Source organism: Marinobacter sp. NSM (genome assembly GCF_052380025.1).
Classification (GTDB): Bacteria; Pseudomonadota; Gammaproteobacteria; order Pseudomonadales; family Oleiphilaceae; genus Marinobacter.
Map to the genome: position 1 here is coordinate 110,886 of NZ_JBQTCK010000001.1, position 19,409 is coordinate 130,294.

Consider the following 19,409-nt stretch of genomic DNA (forward strand, 5'->3'; position numbering starts at 1 on the left):
GAAATGTTTGTCGGTCCGCAGATTGATCCTGCCATTCTAGACGATTAAACGCCGCAGGGCCTTCCGGCTTTCGTACAATGCCCGGTGGCAACGTCAGTCATCGTCCTCGGCATCCCGCAGGCGTTCCTGGCGCTCCCATTCTTCTTCCTTGGCGGCTTCAATCACATCGAGCAGCTCATCCACGTTCGCGCTTTCTGTGTCGTGCTCAAAGCACCCAGTCAGCTGGCTATCGGGGTGCAGGTCGCCGGCTTCATAAAGCGCCCAGATCTCCTTGCCATAATCGGTAGTCAGCAGTTCCGGGGCAAAGCGGCCGAAATAGCGGCGCATGTTGTCCACATCCCTCTCGAGCATGCGCTCCGCGCTGTTATTGCCAGCTGCATTGACCGCCTGGGGCAGGTCGATAATGACCGGACCGGTGGCATCAACCAGAACATTGAATTCGGACAGGTCGCCGTGAATCAGGCCGGCACTGAGCATGCGCACGACGTCGGCAATCACCTTGCCGTGGTAACTGCAGGCCTGTTCGGGGGTGAGGGTAACGTCGTCCAGCCGGGGCGCGGCCTTGCCTTCACCGTCGGCAATTATTTCCATCAGCAGCACGCCATCAACAAAACCGAAAGGTTCTGGCACGCGAACGCCGGCTTCTGCCAGGCGGTAAAGGGCATCCACTTCGGCGTTCAGCCAGGCGTCTTCCTGCTCTTTCTGGCCATAGCGCGTTTTCTTGCTCATGGCCCGTGCGCGACGGCTGTTCCGTACCTTACGGCCTTCCTGATACTGAACGGCCTGTTTGAAACTGCGCTTCTGGGCCTCTTTGTATACCTTGGCGCAACGCACCTGGTCGCCGCAGCGCACCACAAACACCTGGGCTTCCTTGCCGCTCATCAATTGGTACAACACCTCATCCACCATGCCTTCATCAACGAGGGGTTGTAATCGTTTTGGTATCTTCATATAAGTTTCTGTGCCCGGTTCAGCTTGCTGGCTCTGTATAGTCATGGCCAGCGTTTATCGGCACATACTACCTGATTGTGAGCAAAGGAGTGTTGTATTGATCCCGCGCGGACGATTTCCATGGCGATCGCTGATCATCCTGTTGGCCTGCTTGCTGTGGGTGCCGTCAGCTTTCGCGTTGGACTGGTCGTTCTTGCTGCAGCAGGGGCGGATGGGCATTGCCCTGCCGGATATCGAGACTGCGGATTGGCGCGTGACCGGCATCCGGGCTGAGGTGGTTAACTCGGTTGAGGCAGACAGCCAGGCGGTTATTGTCCGTTTCAAACCCGGTTCCCGACTGACGGCTGCCACCCTTGCACAGAACGCCGGAGATTCCCCGGTTGTGTTAAACAACGTTCGGCTGGATCTGACCGATGTAACCCTCACCATCAACCAGGGCGGCGCTGGCGGCTTCGCGGACCGTACTAAGGTGGCTGGCCAGCTCTCTATTGAAGTTGGCGATTTACGGCACCCCAGGCTGAAACCCCAGGGGTGGCGCTTTGAAGGGCGGGTGAGTGGTGCTGTCTCGGATATCCGTCTTGAGGGCCTGCTGCGATCAGATTCCGGCCTGCTGGCGGAGGTAGTGTTCAGAAACCAGGCCGATCAGTTCATGGCTGGCCAGGTAGACTTGGCCATGGCCGCCGAACAAGCCGGCACGACATTCGCTGATACGCTCGCCCAGTGGCCCTCATTGCTTACGTTAAACCATGGTCGGCTTGAAGCGGCCGCCAGCTTTCGGCTGGAACCTGACGCCCCCCTCGCACTGGATGCCCGGCTGAATCTGGCGGGCGTGAGTGGGGTCTTCGATCGAACGGCGTTTTCCGATATGAGTGGCCGCCTGTTGTTCAGCCTCGAAGACGAATCACTGGCTGCCCGCCTGCGCGACATCACCATAGGCCAGATCAACTCCGGCATTGGCCTAGGGTCGGTGCGGTTGCTGGCGGATTATCAGGCGCCGGCCGCCGAGCCGCTCACTGGCCAGTTAGAGATTAAGCAGGCCACAGCCGAATTTCTCAATGGCCGCCTGAGAGTTGCACCGCAAACCCTCGACCTGGCCAATCATCCCGTTAACGTCCCGTTAGACGTCTACGAGTTATCGCTTGAACGGCTGTTGGAAGTCTACCCGGCCGAAGGGTTTGAAGGCTCCGGCAGGCTTAATGGCCGTATACCGCTGATGATCTCCGGCACATCGGTAGAGGTTGAACAAGGCACCATGGCAGCTATCGTTCCGGGCGGCCGCCTTCGACTGCCAGGCGAGCGATTGCAGGCCATGCTGGGCAGTAGCCAGGCCGTGGACCTGGTGGTGCAAGCTTTGCAAAACTTTCACTATTCGGTGCTGGATAGCACGATAGACTACGATAAGAATGGAAAGCTGATGTTAGGCCTGCGGCTGGAAGGGCAAAGCCCGGGCGTTCGCGGCGGCCAGCCGGTGGTGCTGAACATCAATCTTGAAGAAGACATTCCTGCGCTGTTAACCAGCTTACAGCTGAGCGGCAGGGTGAACGAAGCCGTTACCGAACGCGTTCGGGAGCGGCTGCAACAGTCCGGGCAGGAGGCAAAACCATGATCAATGTGTGGCGGTCACGCAGGCCGCTGGCCATGAGAGTTCTGATGATATCGGTCCTGCCATTGGCGTTCATCGCCTGCACGCCAACCGTACAGATGGCGGCACCAAAAGAGCCGATTACCGTGAACCTGAACGTTAAAATCCAGCACGAAATCTACGTAAAAGTGGACAGGGAAGTGGATGAACTGTTCAGCGATAAAGGCCTGTTCTGAACAACAGCGGCCTGACCAAGGGGTTGAAGATGAAACGACTGATGCAACTGAGCGCCTTCCTTCTGGCCATCGGCCTGGCACTGCCGGCGCTCGCCATGGGCCTGGAAGAGGCCAAGCAGAAACTGGAAACCGTCAAACAGCAGGGCCTGGTGGGTGAAACCCCGACGGGCTACCTGGAAGTGGTTCGTGCAGAGGGCGATGCGCCTGCGGTGGTACAAGCTATTAACCATGCCCGCCGGGATGAGTATGCCCGTATTGCCGAGCGGCACGACATTCCGGTCACCCAGGTGGAAACGGTGGCTGGCAAGAAAGCTATTGAGAAAACTCCGTCAGGGCAGTTCATTCAGGTCAATGGCCAGTGGGTGAAGAAATAGCGCTTACTCCATCTCAAGGATCAGTGGCTCCATCAGCCTGTACACCCAGGCTGATCGGCCATCCTGCAGTGTTAACTCCACTCTTTCGTAGCGCACGCCCAGCCGTTCGTACCTGTCCAGTGCCCTGAGCTCGCCGGCGCTCACCTCAATTACTTCACCCTGGGTAACGGCGGTAGGGTCTGGTTGCAAGTCGAGCTTTTCCTTTCGGAATCCAGGCAGGCTGGCGGGTTCGCTGCTGCCGGCACGCCCCATTACCAGCCAGCGCACCCAGGGCCGGGTTAGGGTGCCATAAACAAACACCGAATAGGTTTCGTCCTCGTCTATGGCCGGCAATTCTCCGGTTGGGTTGTAGCCAAAACTGCTGACAAAGGTCAGCCAGAGGTAAGCGATGCCCACCATCAGAAGTGCCATAATCAGCGCCAGTGTGCGTTTGATCGATTTCCTCATAGATGACTACGCAGTCTCTCCGGCATGGCTGATCAGTACCCCGGGCGCACCGGTTTCCAGCTTGTCTCTCAGGCTGTCTGGAATGACGGCTTTGGCCATCTTTGAAGGCTGAATAACCACATAGGTGATGTCGGCATCGGCGATAAACTGCCCGTCACCGTGCCGGAGGAATTCCAGGTGCAGGGTGAAAGACGTATTCCCTAACCGGCCGGCCTTGATGCGTGCCTCCAGAACATCGTCAAACTTCGCTGGTGCTTTCCAGTTAACGGTCATGCTGACTACCTGGATGTCCAGGTCCTGATCAAGCAGGTGCTGGTAATCACCAAACAGTGTGCGGATATATTCATTTACAGCAATATCCACGAAATCCGCATAGCGGGCATTGAACACCACCCCCTGGGCGTCGCATTCACCGTAGCGCACCCGGAAGCGGAAACGGAAAGGATTGTTCTCGTCAGTCATTGGCCTTTGGTCCGATCGGGATATTTATAAGCCCTGCATAGCGAGCTCTGAGCGGCCCATCAGAATGGCTTAATTGATGCCTCGTGCCAAGTTTCGTAGTAGCTCCGCCGCAGAGACCTCCCGGCAACTTCCAGTATTCTGCCCGCACCACAACGGCGAGAAATCCCCTAATCCCTGTGCCTCAGCCGCTGCCCGCAGCGGGGCCATGGCGTTGGTGGCAAGCGGGAAAGCGGGAGCCAGGGCTGATATCGGCCCCAGCTCTCGCATCACCCGATTCATAATGCCTCTTGCCGGGCCCCCGGAGAACAGATTAGTGATGGCCGTGTGCCGGGCCGCCTCACTTTTCAGCGCCTCCCGATGAACCGCCCGGGTTGTCGCCTCCGGACACAACATAAACGCAGTCCCCACCTGGGCCGCCGCAGCGCCAAGTGCCAGTGCCGCCTTTACGCCCCTGGAATCGGCAATGCCGCCGGCTGCAATAACCGGAACACTCACCGCAGCAACCACCTGGGGTAAAAGGGCAAACGTCCCCATCTGCGTGCTCATGTCCTTTGTCAGGAAAATACCTCGGTGGCCACCGGCCTCAAGCCCCTGGGCAATAATGCCGTCGGCACCGTTGCCATCCAGCCAAAGGGCTTCTTCTACCGTGGTCGCGGATGACAGCACTGCAGCTCCAGCGGCTTTGACCCGTTGCAGCAACTCGGGCGCCGGTAGGCCAAAATGAAAGCTCACAACCGCTGGCCGGAATTCCTCCACAATGTCAGCCATCTCTGCGTTGAAGGGTTGCCGCCCGGGGCCATTGGCAATCACGCCTTCATCCAGCCCGAATTCCCGATAATAGGGCGCCAACACCGTCCGCCAGGCCTGTTCCGCTGAGTGGTCTGGTTCTGGCGGGGTATGGGCAAAGAAATTCAGATTGAACGGCCGATCGGTGCTGGCTTTCAGGGTTTCAAGCTCTGCCCTGAGTGCCGCCGCCGACAACATGGCACAAGGCAGCGACCCCAACCCGCCGGCATTGGAAACCGCCGCCACCAGCCGGCTGTCTTGCACGCCTGCCATGGGCGCCTGAATGATGGGTAAGTTCGTTCCCAGAAAGTTCAGCATGTTGATTTCCTATCCTGCATGACGGGCCCTGTTGTGGCTGCGGACCACAGCGGGTAGGGGATGCCGGCCAGGCGATTCATAACAAAAGCATGCGCCAGCAGCAAAGCGACGCCGGCCATCAGTATAGGTAATTGAGCCGTGTCTGGCATCAGCCCCAGACACACGATCAGCGCCGTAGCACCCGCAGGTGGGTGCCCTACCTTGAACACCACCATCAGGCAACTGGCCAGCCCAAGCGACACAGCGGCTGCCCCCACCCGAGGCAAATCGACACCCGTCATAAATGCGGAGGACTGATCCTGCAAACCGAACAGGTAGAGGCTGAACAGCCCAGTGAGTGCGCCGATGAGGTGTCCGCACAGGGTGTTTCTAGGTGAAGCGGGTTGGGCCATGGGCACGTAGAATAGAATAAAGGTAGTTGCCCCGAGCGACGGAAAGATAAACGCTTCCTGGGTGACCAGCGCAACAAAAGACACCAGCGCAATACTGAAACCACCATTGATCAGATTGAACACAGCCATAACGGTGGTTCGACTGTACCGCGTGGCCAGCCGTTCCAGGTGAAGTGCGTTCAGCAATCCTTTCGCTAACTGCCAGCGCAGCTGCTCGTTCCGGCGTCCCATGATCTTCTTTTGCCCTGATTTGGTGCATTGGTTAAAGGGGCGCGATGGTAAACACTGATGAATATCAAGGCAAACAGGGATTTTCGATATGGGTTAAGGGTATTGTGGATAATGTAGGGGCTGAACCTTAAAGTGAAAGGCCAACGTTGGCTGCTCTGCCAAGCCTATGGAATTTCTTGGAAGTCTGAGCCTTGAAGGCTAAGGTTCAGTGATGAGTTCGTTAGCAAGCAATCATGACGGTCAGCGATTTCAGAGTGTCGCCTATTGTCGTCGTCAGCACGGAACGTAATGGATGCAGCAAACCGGAATCTACGAGCAGCTAATCACCAAGCTCATCGAGAGTCGACTGGATAGAGACAAGTTCTATGTCGGCGAGCGCCAGCTCAACAGCGCCGGAGCCTCCGTGTGGCTGTCACGATTCCTGTCCAATATCCTGGAATTCGCCATTGAGGCCGTGCCCTCGGGCGATGATCGGCTGCAGGAGCAGATCGACCTTTCCAATCAGTTGCTGATGTGGCTCAAGGGCAAGATTTCGGATGAGGGCTTTCTGGAAGAGAACCTTCTGGATAGCCAGGGAAAAATCCTGACGGCACTGTACGAACTGGAAAACCCGGTTGCAGCCAACCTCAAACAATACGTAGAAGACATTTTTCCTCTCACCGGCCTTACCCAGAGTGAGCTGTTTTCCGGCAGCAACGCCGGCCTTTCACTGGAATCCGAACTTAAGCGCGAGATTCTTTCCGCCGACAAGATTTATTGGCTGGTGTCGTTTATCAAGTGGGCCGGCATTCGTATTTTCCGGAAAGAGTTGGAGGCGTATACGGCCAGCGGTCGTGAGCTGAAAATCATCACCACCTCTTACATGGGCGCAACCGATGCCAAAGCCGTTGAGTACCTGGCCCGCCTGCCGAACACCGAAGTGAAATTGAGTTACAACACCGAACGCGAGAGGCTGCACGCAAAAAGCTATTTGTTCCTCAGAAACTCCGGGTTTCACACGGGCTATATCGGGTCGTCAAACCTGTCCCGTTCAGCTCTGACCAATGGGCTTGAGTGGAACCTGAAGATCACGTCGAAGGAACTCCCGCACATTATTAACAAGTCCCTCAGTACCTTTGAAACTTATTGGGCATCTGAGGAGTTTGAGCTGTTTGATGGGCAGGCTGAAAGTACTGAAAAGCTCCATCGCGCATTAAAACAACAAAAAGGACTGGACGCGCCTGGAATCTCTCACTTTTTCGAAATCACACCATTTGCGCACCAGAAAGATATTTTGGAACAGTTGGCGGTTGAGAGGGATGTGCACCAGCGCTTCCGAAACCTCGTGGTGGCGGCCACAGGCACTGGTAAGACTCTGATCTCGGCTTTTGACTTTCAGCGGTTCCTGAAATCCAAACCAAACGCTCATTTTTTGTTCGTGGCGCATCGGGAAGAAATTCTGCGGCAGGCTCGCGAAGCCTATCGTGGCGTGCTGCGAAATAATGGCTTCGGCGAACTTTGGGTAGGCGGCCAGTTGCCTGAGCACTATCGACAGTTATTCGTATCGATCCAGACCCTGAACAACCAGCTGGATCAGCTGAAACTGACCGAAGACTATTACGATTACATCGTTATCGACGAAGTGCACCACATCGCCGCATCCAGTTATCGTGCGGTACTGGAGCACTTCTCGCCGGAGATACTGCTGGGGTTGACCGCAACACCAGAGCGACACGACGGTGGTGATATTCTCAGCGACTTTGGTGGCGTGATTGCCGCCGAACTCCGGTTGCCGGAGGCCATCAACCGCCGCCACCTATGCCCCTTCCAATACTTCGGCATAGACGACGATACTGACCTGCGCACCATCCCATGGAATCGCGGCCGTTATGATCCGGTGCAGCTCACCAATCTGTACACGCACAACCAGAGCCGTGTCGACAAGATTCTGCGCAGCCTGCGGGAAATCGTTACCGACATCACCAGCATGAAAGCTCTCGCTTTCTGCGTGAGCCGTGAACACGCAACGTTCATGGTGGAACAGCTCCTGCTGCATGGCATCAAGGCCGACATTCTCACCAGCGACAACAGCCACGAGCGGCAACAAAAACAGCAAGCTATTCGCTCCGGGCAAATTAATGTTCTGTGCGTGGTCGATATTTTCAATGAAGGCGTCGATATTCCGGAAGTCGATACCTTGTTATTTCTGCGCCCAACTGAAAGCCTGACCATCTTCCTTCAGCAACTGGGCCGGGGGTTGCGCCTGGCCGATGACAAAGATTGCTGCACCGTCTTGGACTTTGTTGGTAATTCCCGGCCTGAATATGATTTTGCAAATAAATTCCGGGCACTGGTGGGTAAGTCTGAACGCTCGATCACCGAGGAGCTCAAACAAGGCTTCCCCCATGCGCCCCTGGGTTGTCGAATTGAGCTCACCAAGAAAACCCAAAAGATGGTGCTGAGTAACATCCGCCAGGCCACTTTGACGATCAAACGGCTGGTGTCGCTGATTCGCCAGTTTCCCCAGCATTCCACTCAACCTCTGACTTTGAAGAATTTCATAACGCATCATCCCCACATCGACCTGAACGAGCTTTACAGGCGGGGCAGTTGGGCAGAGTTGGTTTCTAAAGCCAAACATGAGGATGTTTCAGATGACTCGACGTTCAAGCTAGCAAAAAAGGCGATCTACAACCGGATTCTGATCTGCGACGATCACCAGTACCTGCTGTTCCTCAGGAAACTATGCCAGTCAGGATTTCATTGGGGCGACACGAATAATCGCCAAGCGTTAATGTGCCATTACGATTTCTGGCAAAAAGCCGGGCCAGAGTTGGAGTTTTCATCACTCCCCCAAAGCCTGGCAGAGCTCAACAGGTTGGGGTTGGAGCAGGAACTGGTGGACGTGCTTGATTGGAAGCTGGCAAAAACCAAACACGAACAGCCAGGCATGCCGGAACTGCCGCAAGTGCCATTGCGCCTCCATGCCCGCTATTCCCGAGAGCAGATCCTGGCCGGATTTGGTGCTATGACCTTTGAGCACCAGCCGCCTTCAAGAGAAGGTGTTTATGTTATCCAAGATCAGAATACCGAGCTGTTGTTTGTCACCTTAGACAAAAACGAAAAGCAGTTTTCCCCAACCACCATGTATCACGATTACGCCATCAGCGAGCAGCTGTTTCACTGGCAGTCGCAGAACAGTGCCCGGCCAGATAAAGGGAAGGGGAAGGACTATATTCAGCACCAGATCATCCAAAAACGGTTGTTTCTGTTTGTGCGGGAGCAGGCGAAAGATGAATACGGTCGAACCATAGGGTTTGTGAATTATGGTGAGGTGGACTACGTGTCTCACACTGGCTCACAGCCCATGAGTATTACCTGGAAACTCCGAACGCCGATGCCGAATTTTATGTGGCAGCAGGCGGCGAAGCTGGCGGTGGCATGAGTTACGGACCCTACAACAAAAACGCCCAAAAATTCTTCACCCAATACCAGTCCCTGACCTTCGAACAGGTCCACAGCGACTGGCTCCCGCACTTGGACAAGCAAACCGGTCTGGCTCTCGATGTCGGCGCCGGCAGTGGCCGCGATGCGCTGGCTTTGGCGGAGCGAGGCTGGGATGTGGTTGCGGTGGAGCCCGCTGCGGAATTACGCCGCCTGGGTGGGGCGGCAACGGTCCATCGCAGTATCCAGTGGGTGGATGATTCCCTACCGGATCTAAGCGAGATCCGTAAACTAAGCTACCGGTTTGATCTGGTGCTGGTGTCTGCCGTGTGGATGCACCTGGCGCCTACTTCACGGGAGCGGGCGTTCCGTATTTTGACCGAACTGCTGGCGCCGTCTGGCATGTTGGTGATCACTCTGCGACACGGGCCACGAGATGGTGAGCGATCATTCCATGAGGTTAGTAAGACGGAGCTGGATGGCCTCGCACGCGATAGCGTTGTCATGCCAGTTACCTTGCAGTTAACGTCCTCAGTTGACCAGCTGCAGCGCCCCGATGTCTGGTGGGAAACGGTGCTCTATCGCATGCCTTAGATAACAGGTCATTGATATCCTAGGTTCTTGGCCAGAGACATCAGCGGTTTCATCTTACCTTCTAACGAGGCTGCAACCAGATCTGGGTTCAATATCTCATCTGCACTTAGGGATAGCCCCTCAAGGTAAGGTTGGACGATTCGCGGCCAACTTTTTTTGTTCTTAGAGTGGTGTATGTCGATAGCCATTAGATGCTGATCAATAAACGGTTTGAGTGTTTTTTCGCTCGGGATTGCCCGCCCCTTTTTTATGTTTGCTATCGGGTCTGATGGAATGAGATTCCAGAGTTCATCGTGACATATGAACGACCAGGGGATGAAGTGGTCGAGCGCAAACTCTCCTGTTGTTAGTGGTTGATTGGTGTAGATGCAGTGAGGATCGACATTTTCGGAAACAAGCTTCCAATAGTCTGTCTGCTTTTTTAGCGGGGATCTGTTTGTCGGTGGCTGTAGCTTGTTGAGTATCGCTGGTGTACTCGGATTTTTCTTTTGAAGATAGTTTGCCCACTCAAAAAGCGCCCATCCTTGTACAATCCGCCAGTTATCCGAGAGATATTTAAGCCATCTTTCGTGAAGTATTATCTCAGAGTGATCATCGCTAAACCTGTAAATTGAAGGGGAGTTGCTGGCAAAGCTCTGACCAGTTAATTCAATGACTTTGTTGTTGATCTTGGCGTCTGGTAGACCTTTCAGTTCCTTGTTGAAAAAAGGGCTTAATAATCGATAGGGGACATAACGCTCGAGAGATCTTCCTCCGATTTCGTTGAACTGATCTTCGATAGCGATTCTGAGCTCTTCGAAGCTTTTACGGTTGGTTATAGCGGAGCCTTGGATATCAAAATTCAGCATGTCGAGTGAACGAGCAATTTTGTCCTGAACCCCAAAGGATAAATTGAAAAATCTGTGCGGGTACCATGCAAACTGGAGCATGCGAATTGAAAGGCTGTTTAGCTTAATGCTCTGGTTGCGTTCTCCCTTTGAGAGATTTGTTTTTATCTCTTCCATTATGGCTAAGAAGAATAACAACTTATATGAGTTTGTTGTGTTGGAGAATATTGCGGACAGGGCTGAAACGTTCAGCTGAGGATCGTATGGTAAGCTTTGGTTAATGGGCATTGTCTTGCCTTAACATAAAACTCTGTCGCTTGAAGAAATCCGGATCCGGACTGAGCTTGAGTGCCTTCTGACGCTTGACCGGTCGGGGTCCATCGGATCAATTGAATGGCACTGATAGTTGCCGATTTCTACCGGACATGCAAGGAACGATGGAGTTTCAGTTTTCCTCTCGACTTTACCTGGATGTACCCAGTTTTGATGGACTTTCCGAGTAGCGGCTCCCTTGCGCGTTGAATGAACAAAGCGGTCGCCACCTTGCTTTCCCTGAAAACGAATACACAATGTAAATATCTTTCAACCATGAGCTTCACTCTCACCAGGAGTATCCGCAGTGACTGATAGTCCCCAAAAGGTGAAACCAAAAAAGGTGAAGCCCAACAAGAAAGATAGCCAGTTGCTGATTCGAATCAGCAGCGCCGAGCGCGAGCAGTTCATTGAATTTTGTGAACAGCTGGATGCCAGCGCCGCTCGCGAAATCAGGCCGTTCATTCGTGGCTTTATCAAGAAACACAAGCCCGGGAACTAGCCGATACCACGCCCAGGAGGCAGATCATGTCCAAAAAATCCAAGAAAACCGTGAAGAACCTCAAGAAGAAAATCAACGCCCGCAAGGCCAAGGTCGAAAAGCACGAGGCCAAGATCAAGTCGCTCAAGAAAAAGCTGAAAAAAGCGGCCTGATTCGTTGTAAAGGGTCACCATTCACCGTCTTTCTGTTCGCTCAAAGTCAGCTTCCTTAGTCTGGCTTTGAGGCCTTCCTCTTCCATTTCTGCAAGTACATTCGCCAATTGTTCAGCAAGCGATGCGTGCTTGCGATTCAAGTAGTGGTGCAGTGTAAAACGGGTGATCGGCTCCGGAAGTACCGAAAACTGGCTCCAGTCCCCGGTGGCCAGTGGAGAAAGGCCTTCAATGTCTGACACCAGGGCCAGGTCCACCCGGCCCCATTCAAGAAGAGTGCGAATCTGCTCGTAGCTTTCGGTGTACCGGTTCCATGCCGAGCGCTTCGGCGGTTTTCTCTGCAATGATGACGCCCCGGCGCACGGCTACTTTCAGAGGTTTGTCGCTGGGTTCCGGCAGTTTCTGGGCGTGTGGGTTTCTGATAACCGCGTATAGCCCGCCCTCCAGCAGTGGGTAGTTTACTTTGAGCAGGTTCGGGTAGTCAGAGGCCACCGACTCTATCCGGAACAGGTCGCCGTCCAGCTGACCGCTGTCAGCCATCAGCAACGCTCTGCGTGATGGCGACACCAGCGTTTGCATGCTCAGGCCAAGGCGGGCATAGGCTGTTTCCAGCAATCGCACCGCCATGGTGGTACTGGGAACGTCGTCGATAACCGCAATGTGTATTGTATTGCCTTGGTTGTCGGTGTTGGCATTGGCCAGGGGCAGGCAGCTAGTTGCCAGCGCCAGAATCAAAAACAGGAATTTGAAATGCACCAGGAGCTCCCCTCTGGTCCATTGAACGGCTTACCTGATACTAGTTCCTGTTAATGAAAATGCATGTGATTTTCTGTTAATGAACGTCACGGCCGGTGTAATCGGAAAAATCCGGTTTTTGTGACCGGTGATTGTCGTCGGTCATGTAGGCGGAGGTCAGCACGAACTCTGCGGTGGCGCGGTTGCAGGCAACCGGGATGTTCCAAAGGGCGGCGATGCGCAGCAGGGCTTTGATGTCTGGGTCATGGGGTTGGGGTTCCAGTGGGTCCCAGAAGAACACCAGCAAGTCGATTTCGCCTTCGGCGATCTTGGCACCAATCTGCTGGTCGCCCCCCAGAGGGCCGCTCAACAGGCTGTGCATATCGTCACGTTGCAGGCTTTCCCTTAACAGCCGGCCGGTGGTGCCGGTGGCATAAAGGCGCAGCGGCGCCAGGCGGGTACGATTCTCGTTCGCCCATTCCACCAGTTCCTTCTTCTTGTTGTCGTGTGCCACCAGGGCGACGGATGTTACGGCCATTGTGATGGTTTGCTCCTTTGCTGTGCCATGAAAGTGGCCAAGTGTTTCACAATCGGCAAGCATGGGGAATAGTACAAACGGGGCGGGCAACACAGTCTGCAGGGCTGGTCAATAGCCCCGCCGTCGGTGGCCATATTGGCGCCCGGGGCATGGGGTGCGATTTCCGGGGGCGATATGCTTGAAGGTATAACAAGACAACCCGGAGAAACCTCATGGTGCAGCAGGTCTATATCACCGGCGGTGCAAGCGGCATCGGCCTTCATTTAGCGCGAACGTACCTGGGTTCGGGGTCGGCGGTTACGTTATTTGATGTTCAGCCAACGGCGCAGGCGGTAGCGGAGCTGTCGGCTATTGCCGGGCCAGAGCGTGTGCGCGCCTATGCTATGGATGTAACAAAGCCGGGTGAGGTTAGAAACGCCTTCGCCCAAGCCGCTGAAGGCGGGCAACCCGATGTGGTGATTCATTGCGCGGGCATCGCCATAGCTGCGGATTTTGAGGCTATCGATGACGACGCCTATGCCCGGGTGATCAACATCAACCTGATTGGCTCTCGTAATGTGGTGGCTGGCGTGCTGCCTCATATGGCCGCCGGTTCGCACCTGGTTCTCGTGGCTTCCATGGCGGGGTTGGTGGGCTGCTACGGCTATGCGGCTTACTGTGCTTCCAAATACGGTGTGGTTGGCTTGGCCGAGGTATTGCGCATTGAGCTGGCAACCAAGGGTGTTGACGTGTCGGTGGTGTGCCCACCAGAGGTGGAGACCCCGATGGTAGAGGCCGAACGCCTCAATCGCCCAAAGCAGACGGAAGCCCTGAAGCTGATGGCCGGCACTTTGCAACTCGACGATGCCGTGGCGCAAATCCGCAAAGGCATCGACCGCCGCCGATTTATGATCATCCCCGGCTGGCGCGCCCGCAGCCTGTGGTTCACCAACAAACTTCTGCCCGGTTTCCTTACCCGAAAATTCGCCGACTTCCTGGTCAGCCGCTGAAATTGGGGTCAGACCCCAAGACATTTCGTCGGGTGAAATGTCCGGGGGTCTGACCCCAAATTAGATAATCCGGAAATCCGGGTGCAGGTTTTGCCAGTGCTGAGTCAGCTCCTGCCGGTGTCGTGGGATCATTGGTAGCTCTTTCAGAGCCTTGGGCCATTGGTCTCGGGCTTTGTCCAGAGTGTCCTGGAGATGTGGCTTAACGGCTCGCCAGGGAATGCCGGATTTCTCAGCCCAGCTCTGGAACTGCGCCATATCAGATTTGTACCAGTCTTTGGCTTTCGCAAGGTTGAGGGCAAATTCATGCTCATCTGCGATGTAAACGCGAGTGGTTACGATGTCGTAGGCTGGAGAGAGTCTAGGGGTGAAGTGGTCTGGATAGACTAGACTCCAGTTCTTGAGGTGAGCATCTCCGTTGGCGAGCAGGATGTTGACTAGAAGTCTCCGCGCCAGTTGTTGTACATCCGCAAGGTCATCTCCGGAATACTGGTAAAGAATCCGTGCAATTTGTTGGTAGTTCCCGCCCTGATACTTGTCGTGGGGATATTGAGTCAGAATCTGTGCGAAATCTTCCGTGTGGATGCGCACGCCGTGGGCCCGGTCGAACCGTTTGATGGCGAACGCGTATTGCTCATCCGGCAGGTTGATTTGTGGTAGCTGGTCCACTTGGCCCATTGGTACCAGTCGGATTTCGGGAATGTCGATGCCTGCCAGCTTGGCCAGGTGCATGGCCGTGTATTCGTTAAGGGGCACCTGTTCGTGGGTGGTGGAGGGCGTCTTGATGATCCAATCACCGAGCGCGCCGCTGTCCGCAACCTGATATCGACCATCTTGTTCCTGCATGGAGAATTTCATCTGTACGCCCGCCAGGGAGAAGCGGTTGCTTGTACCTTGCGCTCTAGGCTTTACGATGCTGGGTTTGGCGCCCTGATCCAACACAAAGGTAGGGACAGCCTCCGGTTCCAGAGGCGTGGCAACCAGAGCGCCAGGTAAGTCTTTCCCGAGCCAGGAGAAGAGCTCGAATTCGTTGTCAGGGTGTACCTTCAATGCTTGGGCCAGAAACTGTCGCAACGCTCCTTCCGGCAGCAGGTTGGACAATACCGGGTGTAGTCTTTGCCGCCGAACCCAGGGTGAAGCCATTACCTGATCGGATTTGGGAAATGCGGGGTGGGTGATTAGGCTAAAGGTAGGGCGCCTGCTTGTTGCGCGGTATTCCGGACTGAAGGTCAGAATACTTCGGCCATCCCGGAAGCCGGTAAGGTAGCCAACAGTGGTTTCGTGCAGGGTAAGTTCTAGCACGCTGGCAATTGGTGCTTCAGTCATCCTCGTCTCCAAGCAGTCCTTGCCATGGATTGTCCGCCACGTGGTCGCTGATCGGTTCAGCGGTGGCCGTTAAGTCCGTTTGTCCGGTCAAAAACTCTTCAATAGTGCGAACTTTGTCTTCCGGTATCAACATGACTCGCAGGTTAAGGCCTTTCGCCACCAGTTCCAGTGTCTCCAGCCTTGGATTACCACCAGACTCAAGCCGCTGATACTGCTGGCGAGGCATGCCGATGCGCATTTCCATATCCTGCTGGCGCAAGCCGAGTGCTTTGCGGCGTCGTTTCAATTGCTGGTGTAGGTTGCTCATTGCTTACTTTTATGCACCTAAAAGGTTTCATTGTTGGCTCAAAGAATCATATTAGTTTCTTATTGGTGCATTGCAACCTAAATTGGGGTCAGACCCCAAGACATTTCGTTGGGTGAAATGTCCGGGGGTCTGACCCCGAAGGTTACGGGATCAGTTCCAGCTCCTTGCGCATTTCTTCGGCGGTGGGTCGGAGCTGAGCCAGGCCCTTTCGGGTTCTGCGTTCGCTCAGGTTGTAGAGGATAGGCGAGGCGATGAACACGGAGGAGCTGGTGCCGATGACGATTCCGAACAGCATGGGCAGGGCGAAGCTGGATACCGCAGCACCGCCGGCGATGCCCATGGGTAAAAGAGCCAGGAAGGTGGTCACGGAAGTGAACACGGTTCGGGTAAGGGTGGAGGAGATGCTGCGGTTGAGCAATTCCAGCATTGGCATGTCGGGCGTTTGCCGCAGGTTTTCCCGGATGCGGTCGAACACCACCACCTTGTCGTTCACGGAATAACCAATCAGTGCCAGCAAGGCGGCCACGGCGGTCAAGTTGAATTCCACCCCGGCCAGGGCGAAGAAGCCGATGGTCTTGGTGAGGTCCAGGGCGATGGTGATGGTGGCGGCCATGGCGAAATGGGATTCGAAACGAATCCACAGGTAGGCCAGCATGCCGGCGCCGGCCAGCAGGATGGCCAGGATGGTGGCGTCACTGAAGCCACCGCTGACTTTCGGGCCGACCACATCCACTTTGGGGAAGCTGGCATCCGGTTGCAGGCTGGTGACGGCGGATTTCAGGGCGTCTACCGGGTGTGCTGTGCCTGTGCCGGATTTTACATCCGCCGGTAGCCGGATCAGGAAATCACCGTCCTGGCCGAACTCCTGAATGGACGCAGCGCCCAGTTGCTGGCTTTGCAGCGTTGCTCGCAACTCATCCACGGAGACCAAGGGCGCGCGCACTTCCACCAGAGTGCCGCCGGTGAAATCCACACCGTAGTCCAGGCCCGGTTGGATAAACAGGGCGATGGAGGCAATCGACAGAGCGCCAGACAGCACCAGGCCAATCATACGGCCCTTCATGAAGTTGATGCCCCTTTCGCTCATTCGGTCCAGCCAGGCAAACCCTGCGATGGTGAGCGGCTCCCGCTCCCGGCCCTTGATCCACCATTCCATGACTAAGCGGTTGAAGGCGACGGCGGTGAACAGGGAGGTGAGCAAACCGATGCCAATGGTTACCGCGAACCCTTTTACCGGTCCGCTGCCGAACATAAACAGCAGGCTGACGGCAATCAGCGTGGTGATGTTGGAATCCAGAATGGTGCTGTAGGCGCGCCCGAAACCTTCCCGGAGTGCCATCCAGGCGACCTTGCCTTTACGGGATTCCTCCCGGATGCGTTCGTTGATGAGGATGTTGGCATCGACCGCCATGCCAATAGTGAGGATGATGCCGGCAATGCCGGGCAGTGTCAGTGTGGCCCCGAGTATGCTGAGCAATCCCAGAACCAGGCCGATATTCACCGCTAATCCGGCACAGGCGATCAATCCCCAGCGGCCGTAGATGCCAAGCATGAAGGCGATCACCAGGGCTGCGCCCAGCACGCCGGTGCTCACGCCCATGGCGATGGCATCGCTGCCCAGGTCCGGCCCTACCGTGCGTTCTTCGATGACGTGCAGGGGCGCAGGCAGGGCGCCGGCTCTCAGTAACAGGGCCAGGTTGCTTGCTTCCGCTGTGGTGAAGGAACCGCTGATTTCGCCGCTGCCGCCGGCAATCACGCTGCGAATGACCGGCGCGGTGATCACATGATTGTCCAGCACAATGGCCAGTGGCCGGCCGATGTTCTGGCGGGTCATGTCGCCGAACAGGCGGGTGCCCTCAGAGTCGAGTTTGAAGTTGACCACCGGTTCGGTGGTGTCCTGGTTGAAGGCCATCTGGGCATCGCTGATGTGTTCGCCCTGCATGGCTACCCGTTTCTCCAGCACGTATTCCTGTTCGCCGGTGGCGTCGGTTAGCCGAAGAAGGGCGGAGCGCCGGCTTTCATCCGGCTTGGCAACCCAGTGGAAGGTCATCTGGGCGGTGGTGCCCAGCAGTTCCCGGATGTGGGCTGGGTCGGCCACGCCGGGCATCTGCACCAGGATATGGTTCTTGCCCTGGCGGGTGATACTGGGCTCTACCAGGCCAGTTTCGTTAAGGCGCCGGCGTACCACTTCCAGGCTGCGTTCTACGGCATCTTTGAGGAGCAGGTCTTCCGGTTGGCCCGGGTTGTTGGCAAGCAGTTCGGTGGCGTCAACCTCGAGCAGCAAGTGTGAGCCGCCCTGCAAGTCGAGGCCCAGGGCAAGGGTGTTTTCCAGATACCAGTCCGGGAACTTGTCGGCCAAGGTGGCCGGCAACAGATTCGGCATTGCGCTCAGTAGCCCGAGCACAATCACCAGGCCATACACCATGGCCCGTGAACGTAATGATTTCATCGGTAATCCTTGATAAACAGGGTCGCGGTCAGACGGGCGTTACGGCCGGTCTGCGTGATGTTCTGTGCAGGGGATTACGCGATGGGCGGTGCCCGCAGGGGCGGCGTGGTGAAATCGGTGAGGGACGCGGCTCGCTCGGTGCGGTAGTCGGCTGCCGGCACCGGAGCGTGCGACTGCGACCAGATCACTGCATCAAGAAGCCGGGCCAGCTGCTCCGGGCTATCGAGTAACGGCTCATCTTCCGTTGAGCCGGTTTCCGCCACCGCCAACGCCGGGTTGTGGCTGGCAACCACCAGATGGTCCAGGTGATTGACTACAACCTTGCCTGCCGGGCTCGGCTGGGCGTGCGCTTGGGTGATTGAACACAGAAGGACCAGGGCAAACACAGCCACAGCAAAACCGGACACCATCTGGCGCCAGGGCGGCAACTGCACTGCGAGGGATCTGTTCATGGAAATGTTCCCGGAAGATTCCTGCATTATTGGGGCAAGGCCCCCGGGATTCAAGTTGGGGTCAGACCCCAAGACATTTCACCCATTCAAATGTCCTGGGGTCTGACCCCAAATTATTACTGCGGGTGGCGGTTGAAGATGCCGATGATCGGGGTGCCATGGGCCCGCAGGACCGGCTCGATCTCGCGGTGCAGGGCGTGGTACCGGTAGAAGGGCACTCTCGGAAACAAGTGGTGAATTGAGTGCAGATTCTGCCCGAGCCAGAACCACTCCAGCGGTTTCATGTAAGCGGGCATGATCAGGCTGTTGGTGTTGCGGTAGCGTTTGGGCTCTTTGTAGGGAAGGTGCGGCCGATAGGCAAACCAGTAGGCGGTGAAGGCGCCGCCAATCAAATATCCGAGCAAGACTACCACCACTGCGCCGCTCTGGCTCACCAGCGACAGAAACGCAATTCGCCAACCGATGGATACAAACAGCTCTGCACAGTAGATGACTTTTTCCCTTCGGGATGCGCTGCCCCAATGTTGGCGGGCGAAGAAGGTGTTTTGTACCCACAGGAACCTGAGCACCGTCAGCAGGGCGCTGAAAGGTCCCTTGCCCATGCCGCTGATGATGAAATCCGGGTCTTTATCCGGCTGGTTGGTGTAGCGGTGATGGGTGAAATGCTCTAGCCGGTGAGACTGGTAGGGCACGGCAATCAAGGGAGCAACCAGATAACCGCACAGATGGTTGAGCCAGGTTAGCTGGTCTTTTTCACCGTGAATATTATTGTGAACGGCCTCGTGCAGCGGGGTGTAGGAGAAATACGTTAGCGCTCCGATCAGCAGTGTGGCAGCCCAGACAGGCAGAGCGCCGGCCATGAATAATGCCAGGGTGAGCGTGAAAGAAACGACGGTGGCAAAGGTCAGTGCCACGGTGGGCCAGGCTACCTCGCCCATGTGCTGTTTTGCGGCGGCGATGGCCTGCTTGTTGAGGGTGGTGAGGTCTTCGGTCATCGGGTGCTCCGTGTTGTTCTGACAATGCCTACAAT

22 protein-coding genes are annotated in these 19,409 nt (G+C 56.0%); 8 read left to right on the forward strand and 14 right to left on the reverse strand.

The features are described 5' to 3' along the window. Window positions 1-93: 93 nt before the first annotated feature. Complete coding sequence (locus tag ACTZWX_RS00525; protein WP_444712297.1) at window positions 94-951, reverse strand: PA4780 family RIO1-like protein kinase; 858 nt, start codon at window positions 949-951, stop codon at window positions 94-96. A gap of 97 nt (window positions 952-1,048) precedes the next feature. Between ACTZWX_RS00525 and ACTZWX_RS00530 the strand changes: the two genes are divergently transcribed. Genes ACTZWX_RS00530 through ACTZWX_RS00540 form a run of 3 tightly spaced genes read left to right on the forward strand, consistent with a single transcriptional unit; the run spans window position 1,049 to window position 3,143 of the window. Next, complete coding sequence (locus ACTZWX_RS00530) at window positions 1,049-2,557, forward strand: intermembrane phospholipid transport protein YdbH family protein (RefSeq protein ID WP_444712298.1); 1,509 nt, start codon at window positions 1,049-1,051, stop codon at window positions 2,555-2,557. A 32-nt stretch (window positions 2,558-2,589) separates the two neighbouring features. Further along, window positions 2,590-2,769, forward strand: coding sequence for a YnbE family lipoprotein (locus ACTZWX_RS00535; protein ID WP_058092783.1), 180 nt, complete (start codon window positions 2,590-2,592; stop codon window positions 2,767-2,769). 29 nt (window positions 2,770-2,798) lie between these two features. Continuing rightward, entirely contained in the window at window positions 2,799-3,143 is a 345-nt protein-coding gene (locus ACTZWX_RS00540; RefSeq protein WP_444712299.1) for a YdbL family protein, read from the forward strand. Between the two features lie 3 nt (window positions 3,144-3,146). Here the strand turns inward: ACTZWX_RS00540 and ACTZWX_RS00545 are convergent, their stop codons facing one another. The 4 genes from ACTZWX_RS00545 to ACTZWX_RS00560 all read right to left on the reverse strand — a co-directional run bounded on the left by ACTZWX_RS00545 (window position 3,147) and on the right by ACTZWX_RS00560 (window position 5,779). Continuing rightward, window positions 3,147-3,554, reverse strand: coding sequence for a gamma-glutamylcyclotransferase family protein (locus tag ACTZWX_RS00545; protein WP_444712300.1), 408 nt, complete (start codon window positions 3,552-3,554; stop codon window positions 3,147-3,149). 42 nt (window positions 3,555-3,596) lie between these two features. Further along, the gene (locus tag ACTZWX_RS00550; RefSeq protein WP_444712301.1) at window positions 3,597-4,052 is read right to left on the reverse strand and encodes an acyl-CoA thioesterase; all 456 of its coding nucleotides are present in this window, start codon (window positions 4,050-4,052) and stop codon (window positions 3,597-3,599) included. Window positions 4,053-4,121: 69 nt separating this feature from the next. Further along, window positions 4,122-5,162: an NAD(P)H-dependent flavin oxidoreductase gene (locus ACTZWX_RS00555; protein WP_444712832.1), complete on the reverse strand. Its 1,041-nt coding sequence runs from the start codon at window positions 5,160-5,162 to the stop codon at window positions 4,122-4,124. Next, a complete protein-coding gene (locus ACTZWX_RS00560) occupies window positions 5,150-5,779 on the reverse strand; it encodes an HPP family protein (RefSeq protein WP_444712302.1) in 630 nt (209 codons plus the stop codon). Before ACTZWX_RS00560 ends, ACTZWX_RS00555 begins: the two co-directional genes overlap by 13 nt. Before the next feature lie 292 nt (window positions 5,780-6,071). On the opposite strand from ACTZWX_RS00560, the gene ACTZWX_RS00565 reads away from it, so the two are divergent. Both ACTZWX_RS00565 and ACTZWX_RS00570 read left to right on the forward strand, forming a co-directional pair. Beyond that, on the forward strand, window positions 6,072-9,203 hold the full coding sequence (locus tag ACTZWX_RS00565) for a DUF3427 domain-containing protein (RefSeq protein WP_444712303.1): 3,132 nt from the start codon (window positions 6,072-6,074) through the stop codon (window positions 9,201-9,203). Further along, the gene (locus ACTZWX_RS00570; protein WP_444712304.1) at window positions 9,200-9,796 is read left to right on the forward strand and encodes a class I SAM-dependent methyltransferase; all 597 of its coding nucleotides are present in this window, start codon (window positions 9,200-9,202) and stop codon (window positions 9,794-9,796) included. The genes ACTZWX_RS00565 and ACTZWX_RS00570 overlap by 4 nt, the downstream gene beginning before the upstream one ends. Before the next feature lie 8 nt (window positions 9,797-9,804). On the opposite strand, the gene ACTZWX_RS00575 is transcribed toward ACTZWX_RS00570, so the two are convergent. Continuing rightward, window positions 9,805-10,911: an HNH endonuclease domain-containing protein gene (locus tag ACTZWX_RS00575; RefSeq protein ID WP_444712305.1), complete on the reverse strand. Its 1,107-nt coding sequence runs from the start codon at window positions 10,909-10,911 to the stop codon at window positions 9,805-9,807. A gap of 331 nt (window positions 10,912-11,242) precedes the next feature. Here ACTZWX_RS00575 and ACTZWX_RS00580 point away from each other — a divergent pair, with 331 nt between their 5' ends. Both ACTZWX_RS00580 and ACTZWX_RS00585 read left to right on the forward strand, forming a co-directional pair. Next, on the forward strand, window positions 11,243-11,437 hold the full coding sequence (locus tag ACTZWX_RS00580) for a hypothetical protein (protein ID WP_444712306.1): 195 nt from the start codon (window positions 11,243-11,245) through the stop codon (window positions 11,435-11,437). A gap of 26 nt (window positions 11,438-11,463) precedes the next feature. Next, window positions 11,464-11,589 carry a hypothetical protein gene (locus ACTZWX_RS00585; RefSeq protein WP_444712307.1) on the forward strand — a complete coding sequence of 42 codons (126 nt, stop codon included), beginning with the start codon at window positions 11,464-11,466 and terminating at the stop codon, window positions 11,587-11,589. A gap of 14 nt (window positions 11,590-11,603) precedes the next feature. Here ACTZWX_RS00585 and ACTZWX_RS00590 read toward each other — a convergent pair whose 3' ends face one another. From ACTZWX_RS00590 to ACTZWX_RS00600, 3 genes are all read right to left on the reverse strand, one after another. Continuing rightward, window positions 11,604-11,930, reverse strand: coding sequence for a hypothetical protein (locus ACTZWX_RS00590; RefSeq protein WP_444712308.1), 327 nt, complete (start codon window positions 11,928-11,930; stop codon window positions 11,604-11,606). Further along, window positions 11,854-12,342, reverse strand: coding sequence for a hypothetical protein (locus tag ACTZWX_RS00595; protein WP_444712309.1), 489 nt, complete (start codon window positions 12,340-12,342; stop codon window positions 11,854-11,856). The genes ACTZWX_RS00590 and ACTZWX_RS00595 overlap by 77 nt, the downstream gene beginning before the upstream one ends. 76 nt (window positions 12,343-12,418) lie before the next feature. Then, window positions 12,419-12,859, reverse strand: a complete 441-nt coding sequence (locus tag ACTZWX_RS00600) for a methylglyoxal synthase (protein ID WP_444712310.1) — start codon at window positions 12,857-12,859, stop codon at window positions 12,419-12,421. Between the two features lie 212 nt (window positions 12,860-13,071). Between ACTZWX_RS00600 and ACTZWX_RS00605 the strand changes: the two genes are divergently transcribed. After that, window positions 13,072-13,848, forward strand: a complete 777-nt coding sequence (locus tag ACTZWX_RS00605; protein WP_420195515.1) for an SDR family oxidoreductase — start codon at window positions 13,072-13,074, stop codon at window positions 13,846-13,848. 60 nt (window positions 13,849-13,908) lie between these two features. Here ACTZWX_RS00605 and ACTZWX_RS00610 read toward each other — a convergent pair whose 3' ends face one another. The 5 genes from ACTZWX_RS00610 to ACTZWX_RS00630 all read right to left on the reverse strand — a co-directional run bounded on the left by ACTZWX_RS00610 (window position 13,909) and on the right by ACTZWX_RS00630 (window position 19,374). After that, complete coding sequence (locus tag ACTZWX_RS00610; protein WP_444712311.1) at window positions 13,909-15,171, reverse strand: type II toxin-antitoxin system HipA family toxin; 1,263 nt, start codon at window positions 15,169-15,171, stop codon at window positions 13,909-13,911. Continuing rightward, the gene (locus ACTZWX_RS00615; RefSeq protein WP_444712312.1) at window positions 15,164-15,478 is read right to left on the reverse strand and encodes a helix-turn-helix domain-containing protein; all 315 of its coding nucleotides are present in this window, start codon (window positions 15,476-15,478) and stop codon (window positions 15,164-15,166) included. Before ACTZWX_RS00615 ends, ACTZWX_RS00610 begins: the two co-directional genes overlap by 8 nt. Before the next feature lie 142 nt (window positions 15,479-15,620). Next, window positions 15,621-17,927 carry a protein translocase subunit SecD gene (gene secD / locus ACTZWX_RS00620; protein WP_444712313.1) on the reverse strand — a complete coding sequence of 769 codons (2,307 nt, stop codon included), beginning with the start codon at window positions 17,925-17,927 and terminating at the stop codon, window positions 15,621-15,623. 74 nt (window positions 17,928-18,001) lie between these two features. Beyond that, window positions 18,002-18,379 carry a hypothetical protein gene (locus ACTZWX_RS00625; RefSeq protein WP_444712314.1) on the reverse strand — a complete coding sequence of 126 codons (378 nt, stop codon included), beginning with the start codon at window positions 18,377-18,379 and terminating at the stop codon, window positions 18,002-18,004. 116 nt (window positions 18,380-18,495) lie between these two features. After that, window positions 18,496-19,374, reverse strand: coding sequence for a fatty acid desaturase family protein (locus ACTZWX_RS00630; protein WP_444712315.1), 879 nt, complete (start codon window positions 19,372-19,374; stop codon window positions 18,496-18,498). Window positions 19,375-19,409 lie beyond the last annotated feature (35 nt).

Excerpts from the sequence above, each read along its gene's own strand:
- ACTZWX_RS00525 (WP_444712297.1), bottom strand. The coding sequence starts at position 951 with ATGAAGATACCAAAACGATTACAACCCCTCGTTGATGAAGGCATGGTG.
- ACTZWX_RS00535 (WP_058092783.1), top strand. The coding sequence starts at position 2,590 with ATGAGAGTTCTGATGATATCGGTCCTGCCATTGGCGTTCATCGCCTGC.
- ACTZWX_RS00540 (WP_444712299.1), top strand. The coding sequence starts at position 2,799 with ATGAAACGACTGATGCAACTGAGCGCCTTCCTTCTGGCCATCGGCCTG.
- ACTZWX_RS00545 (WP_444712300.1), bottom strand. The coding sequence starts at position 3,554 with ATGGCACTTCTGATGGTGGGCATCGCTTACCTCTGGCTGACCTTTGTC.
- ACTZWX_RS00550 (WP_444712301.1), bottom strand. The coding sequence starts at position 4,052 with ATGACTGACGAGAACAATCCTTTCCGTTTCCGCTTCCGGGTGCGCTAC.
- ACTZWX_RS00560 (WP_444712302.1), bottom strand. The coding sequence starts at position 5,779 with ATGGGACGCCGGAACGAGCAGCTGCGCTGGCAGTTAGCGAAAGGATTG.
- ACTZWX_RS00565 (WP_444712303.1), top strand. The coding sequence starts at position 6,072 with ATGCAGCAAACCGGAATCTACGAGCAGCTAATCACCAAGCTCATCGAG.
- ACTZWX_RS00570 (WP_444712304.1), top strand. The coding sequence starts at position 9,200 with ATGAGTTACGGACCCTACAACAAAAACGCCCAAAAATTCTTCACCCAA.
- ACTZWX_RS00575 (WP_444712305.1), bottom strand. The coding sequence starts at position 10,911 with ATGCCCATTAACCAAAGCTTACCATACGATCCTCAGCTGAACGTTTCA.
- ACTZWX_RS00585 (WP_444712307.1), top strand. The coding sequence starts at position 11,464 with ATGTCCAAAAAATCCAAGAAAACCGTGAAGAACCTCAAGAAGAAAATC.
- ACTZWX_RS00600 (WP_444712310.1), bottom strand. The coding sequence starts at position 12,859 with ATGGCCGTAACATCCGTCGCCCTGGTGGCACACGACAACAAGAAGAAG.
- ACTZWX_RS00605 (WP_420195515.1), top strand. The coding sequence starts at position 13,072 with ATGGTGCAGCAGGTCTATATCACCGGCGGTGCAAGCGGCATCGGCCTT.
- ACTZWX_RS00610 (WP_444712311.1), bottom strand. The coding sequence starts at position 15,171 with ATGACTGAAGCACCAATTGCCAGCGTGCTAGAACTTACCCTGCACGAA.
- ACTZWX_RS00615 (WP_444712312.1), bottom strand. The coding sequence starts at position 15,478 with ATGAGCAACCTACACCAGCAATTGAAACGACGCCGCAAAGCACTCGGC.
- secD (WP_444712313.1), bottom strand. The coding sequence starts at position 17,927 with ATGAAATCATTACGTTCACGGGCCATGGTGTATGGCCTGGTGATTGTG.
- ACTZWX_RS00625 (WP_444712314.1), bottom strand. The coding sequence starts at position 18,379 with ATGAACAGATCCCTCGCAGTGCAGTTGCCGCCCTGGCGCCAGATGGTG.
- ACTZWX_RS00630 (WP_444712315.1), bottom strand. The coding sequence starts at position 19,374 with ATGACCGAAGACCTCACCACCCTCAACAAGCAGGCCATCGCCGCCGCA.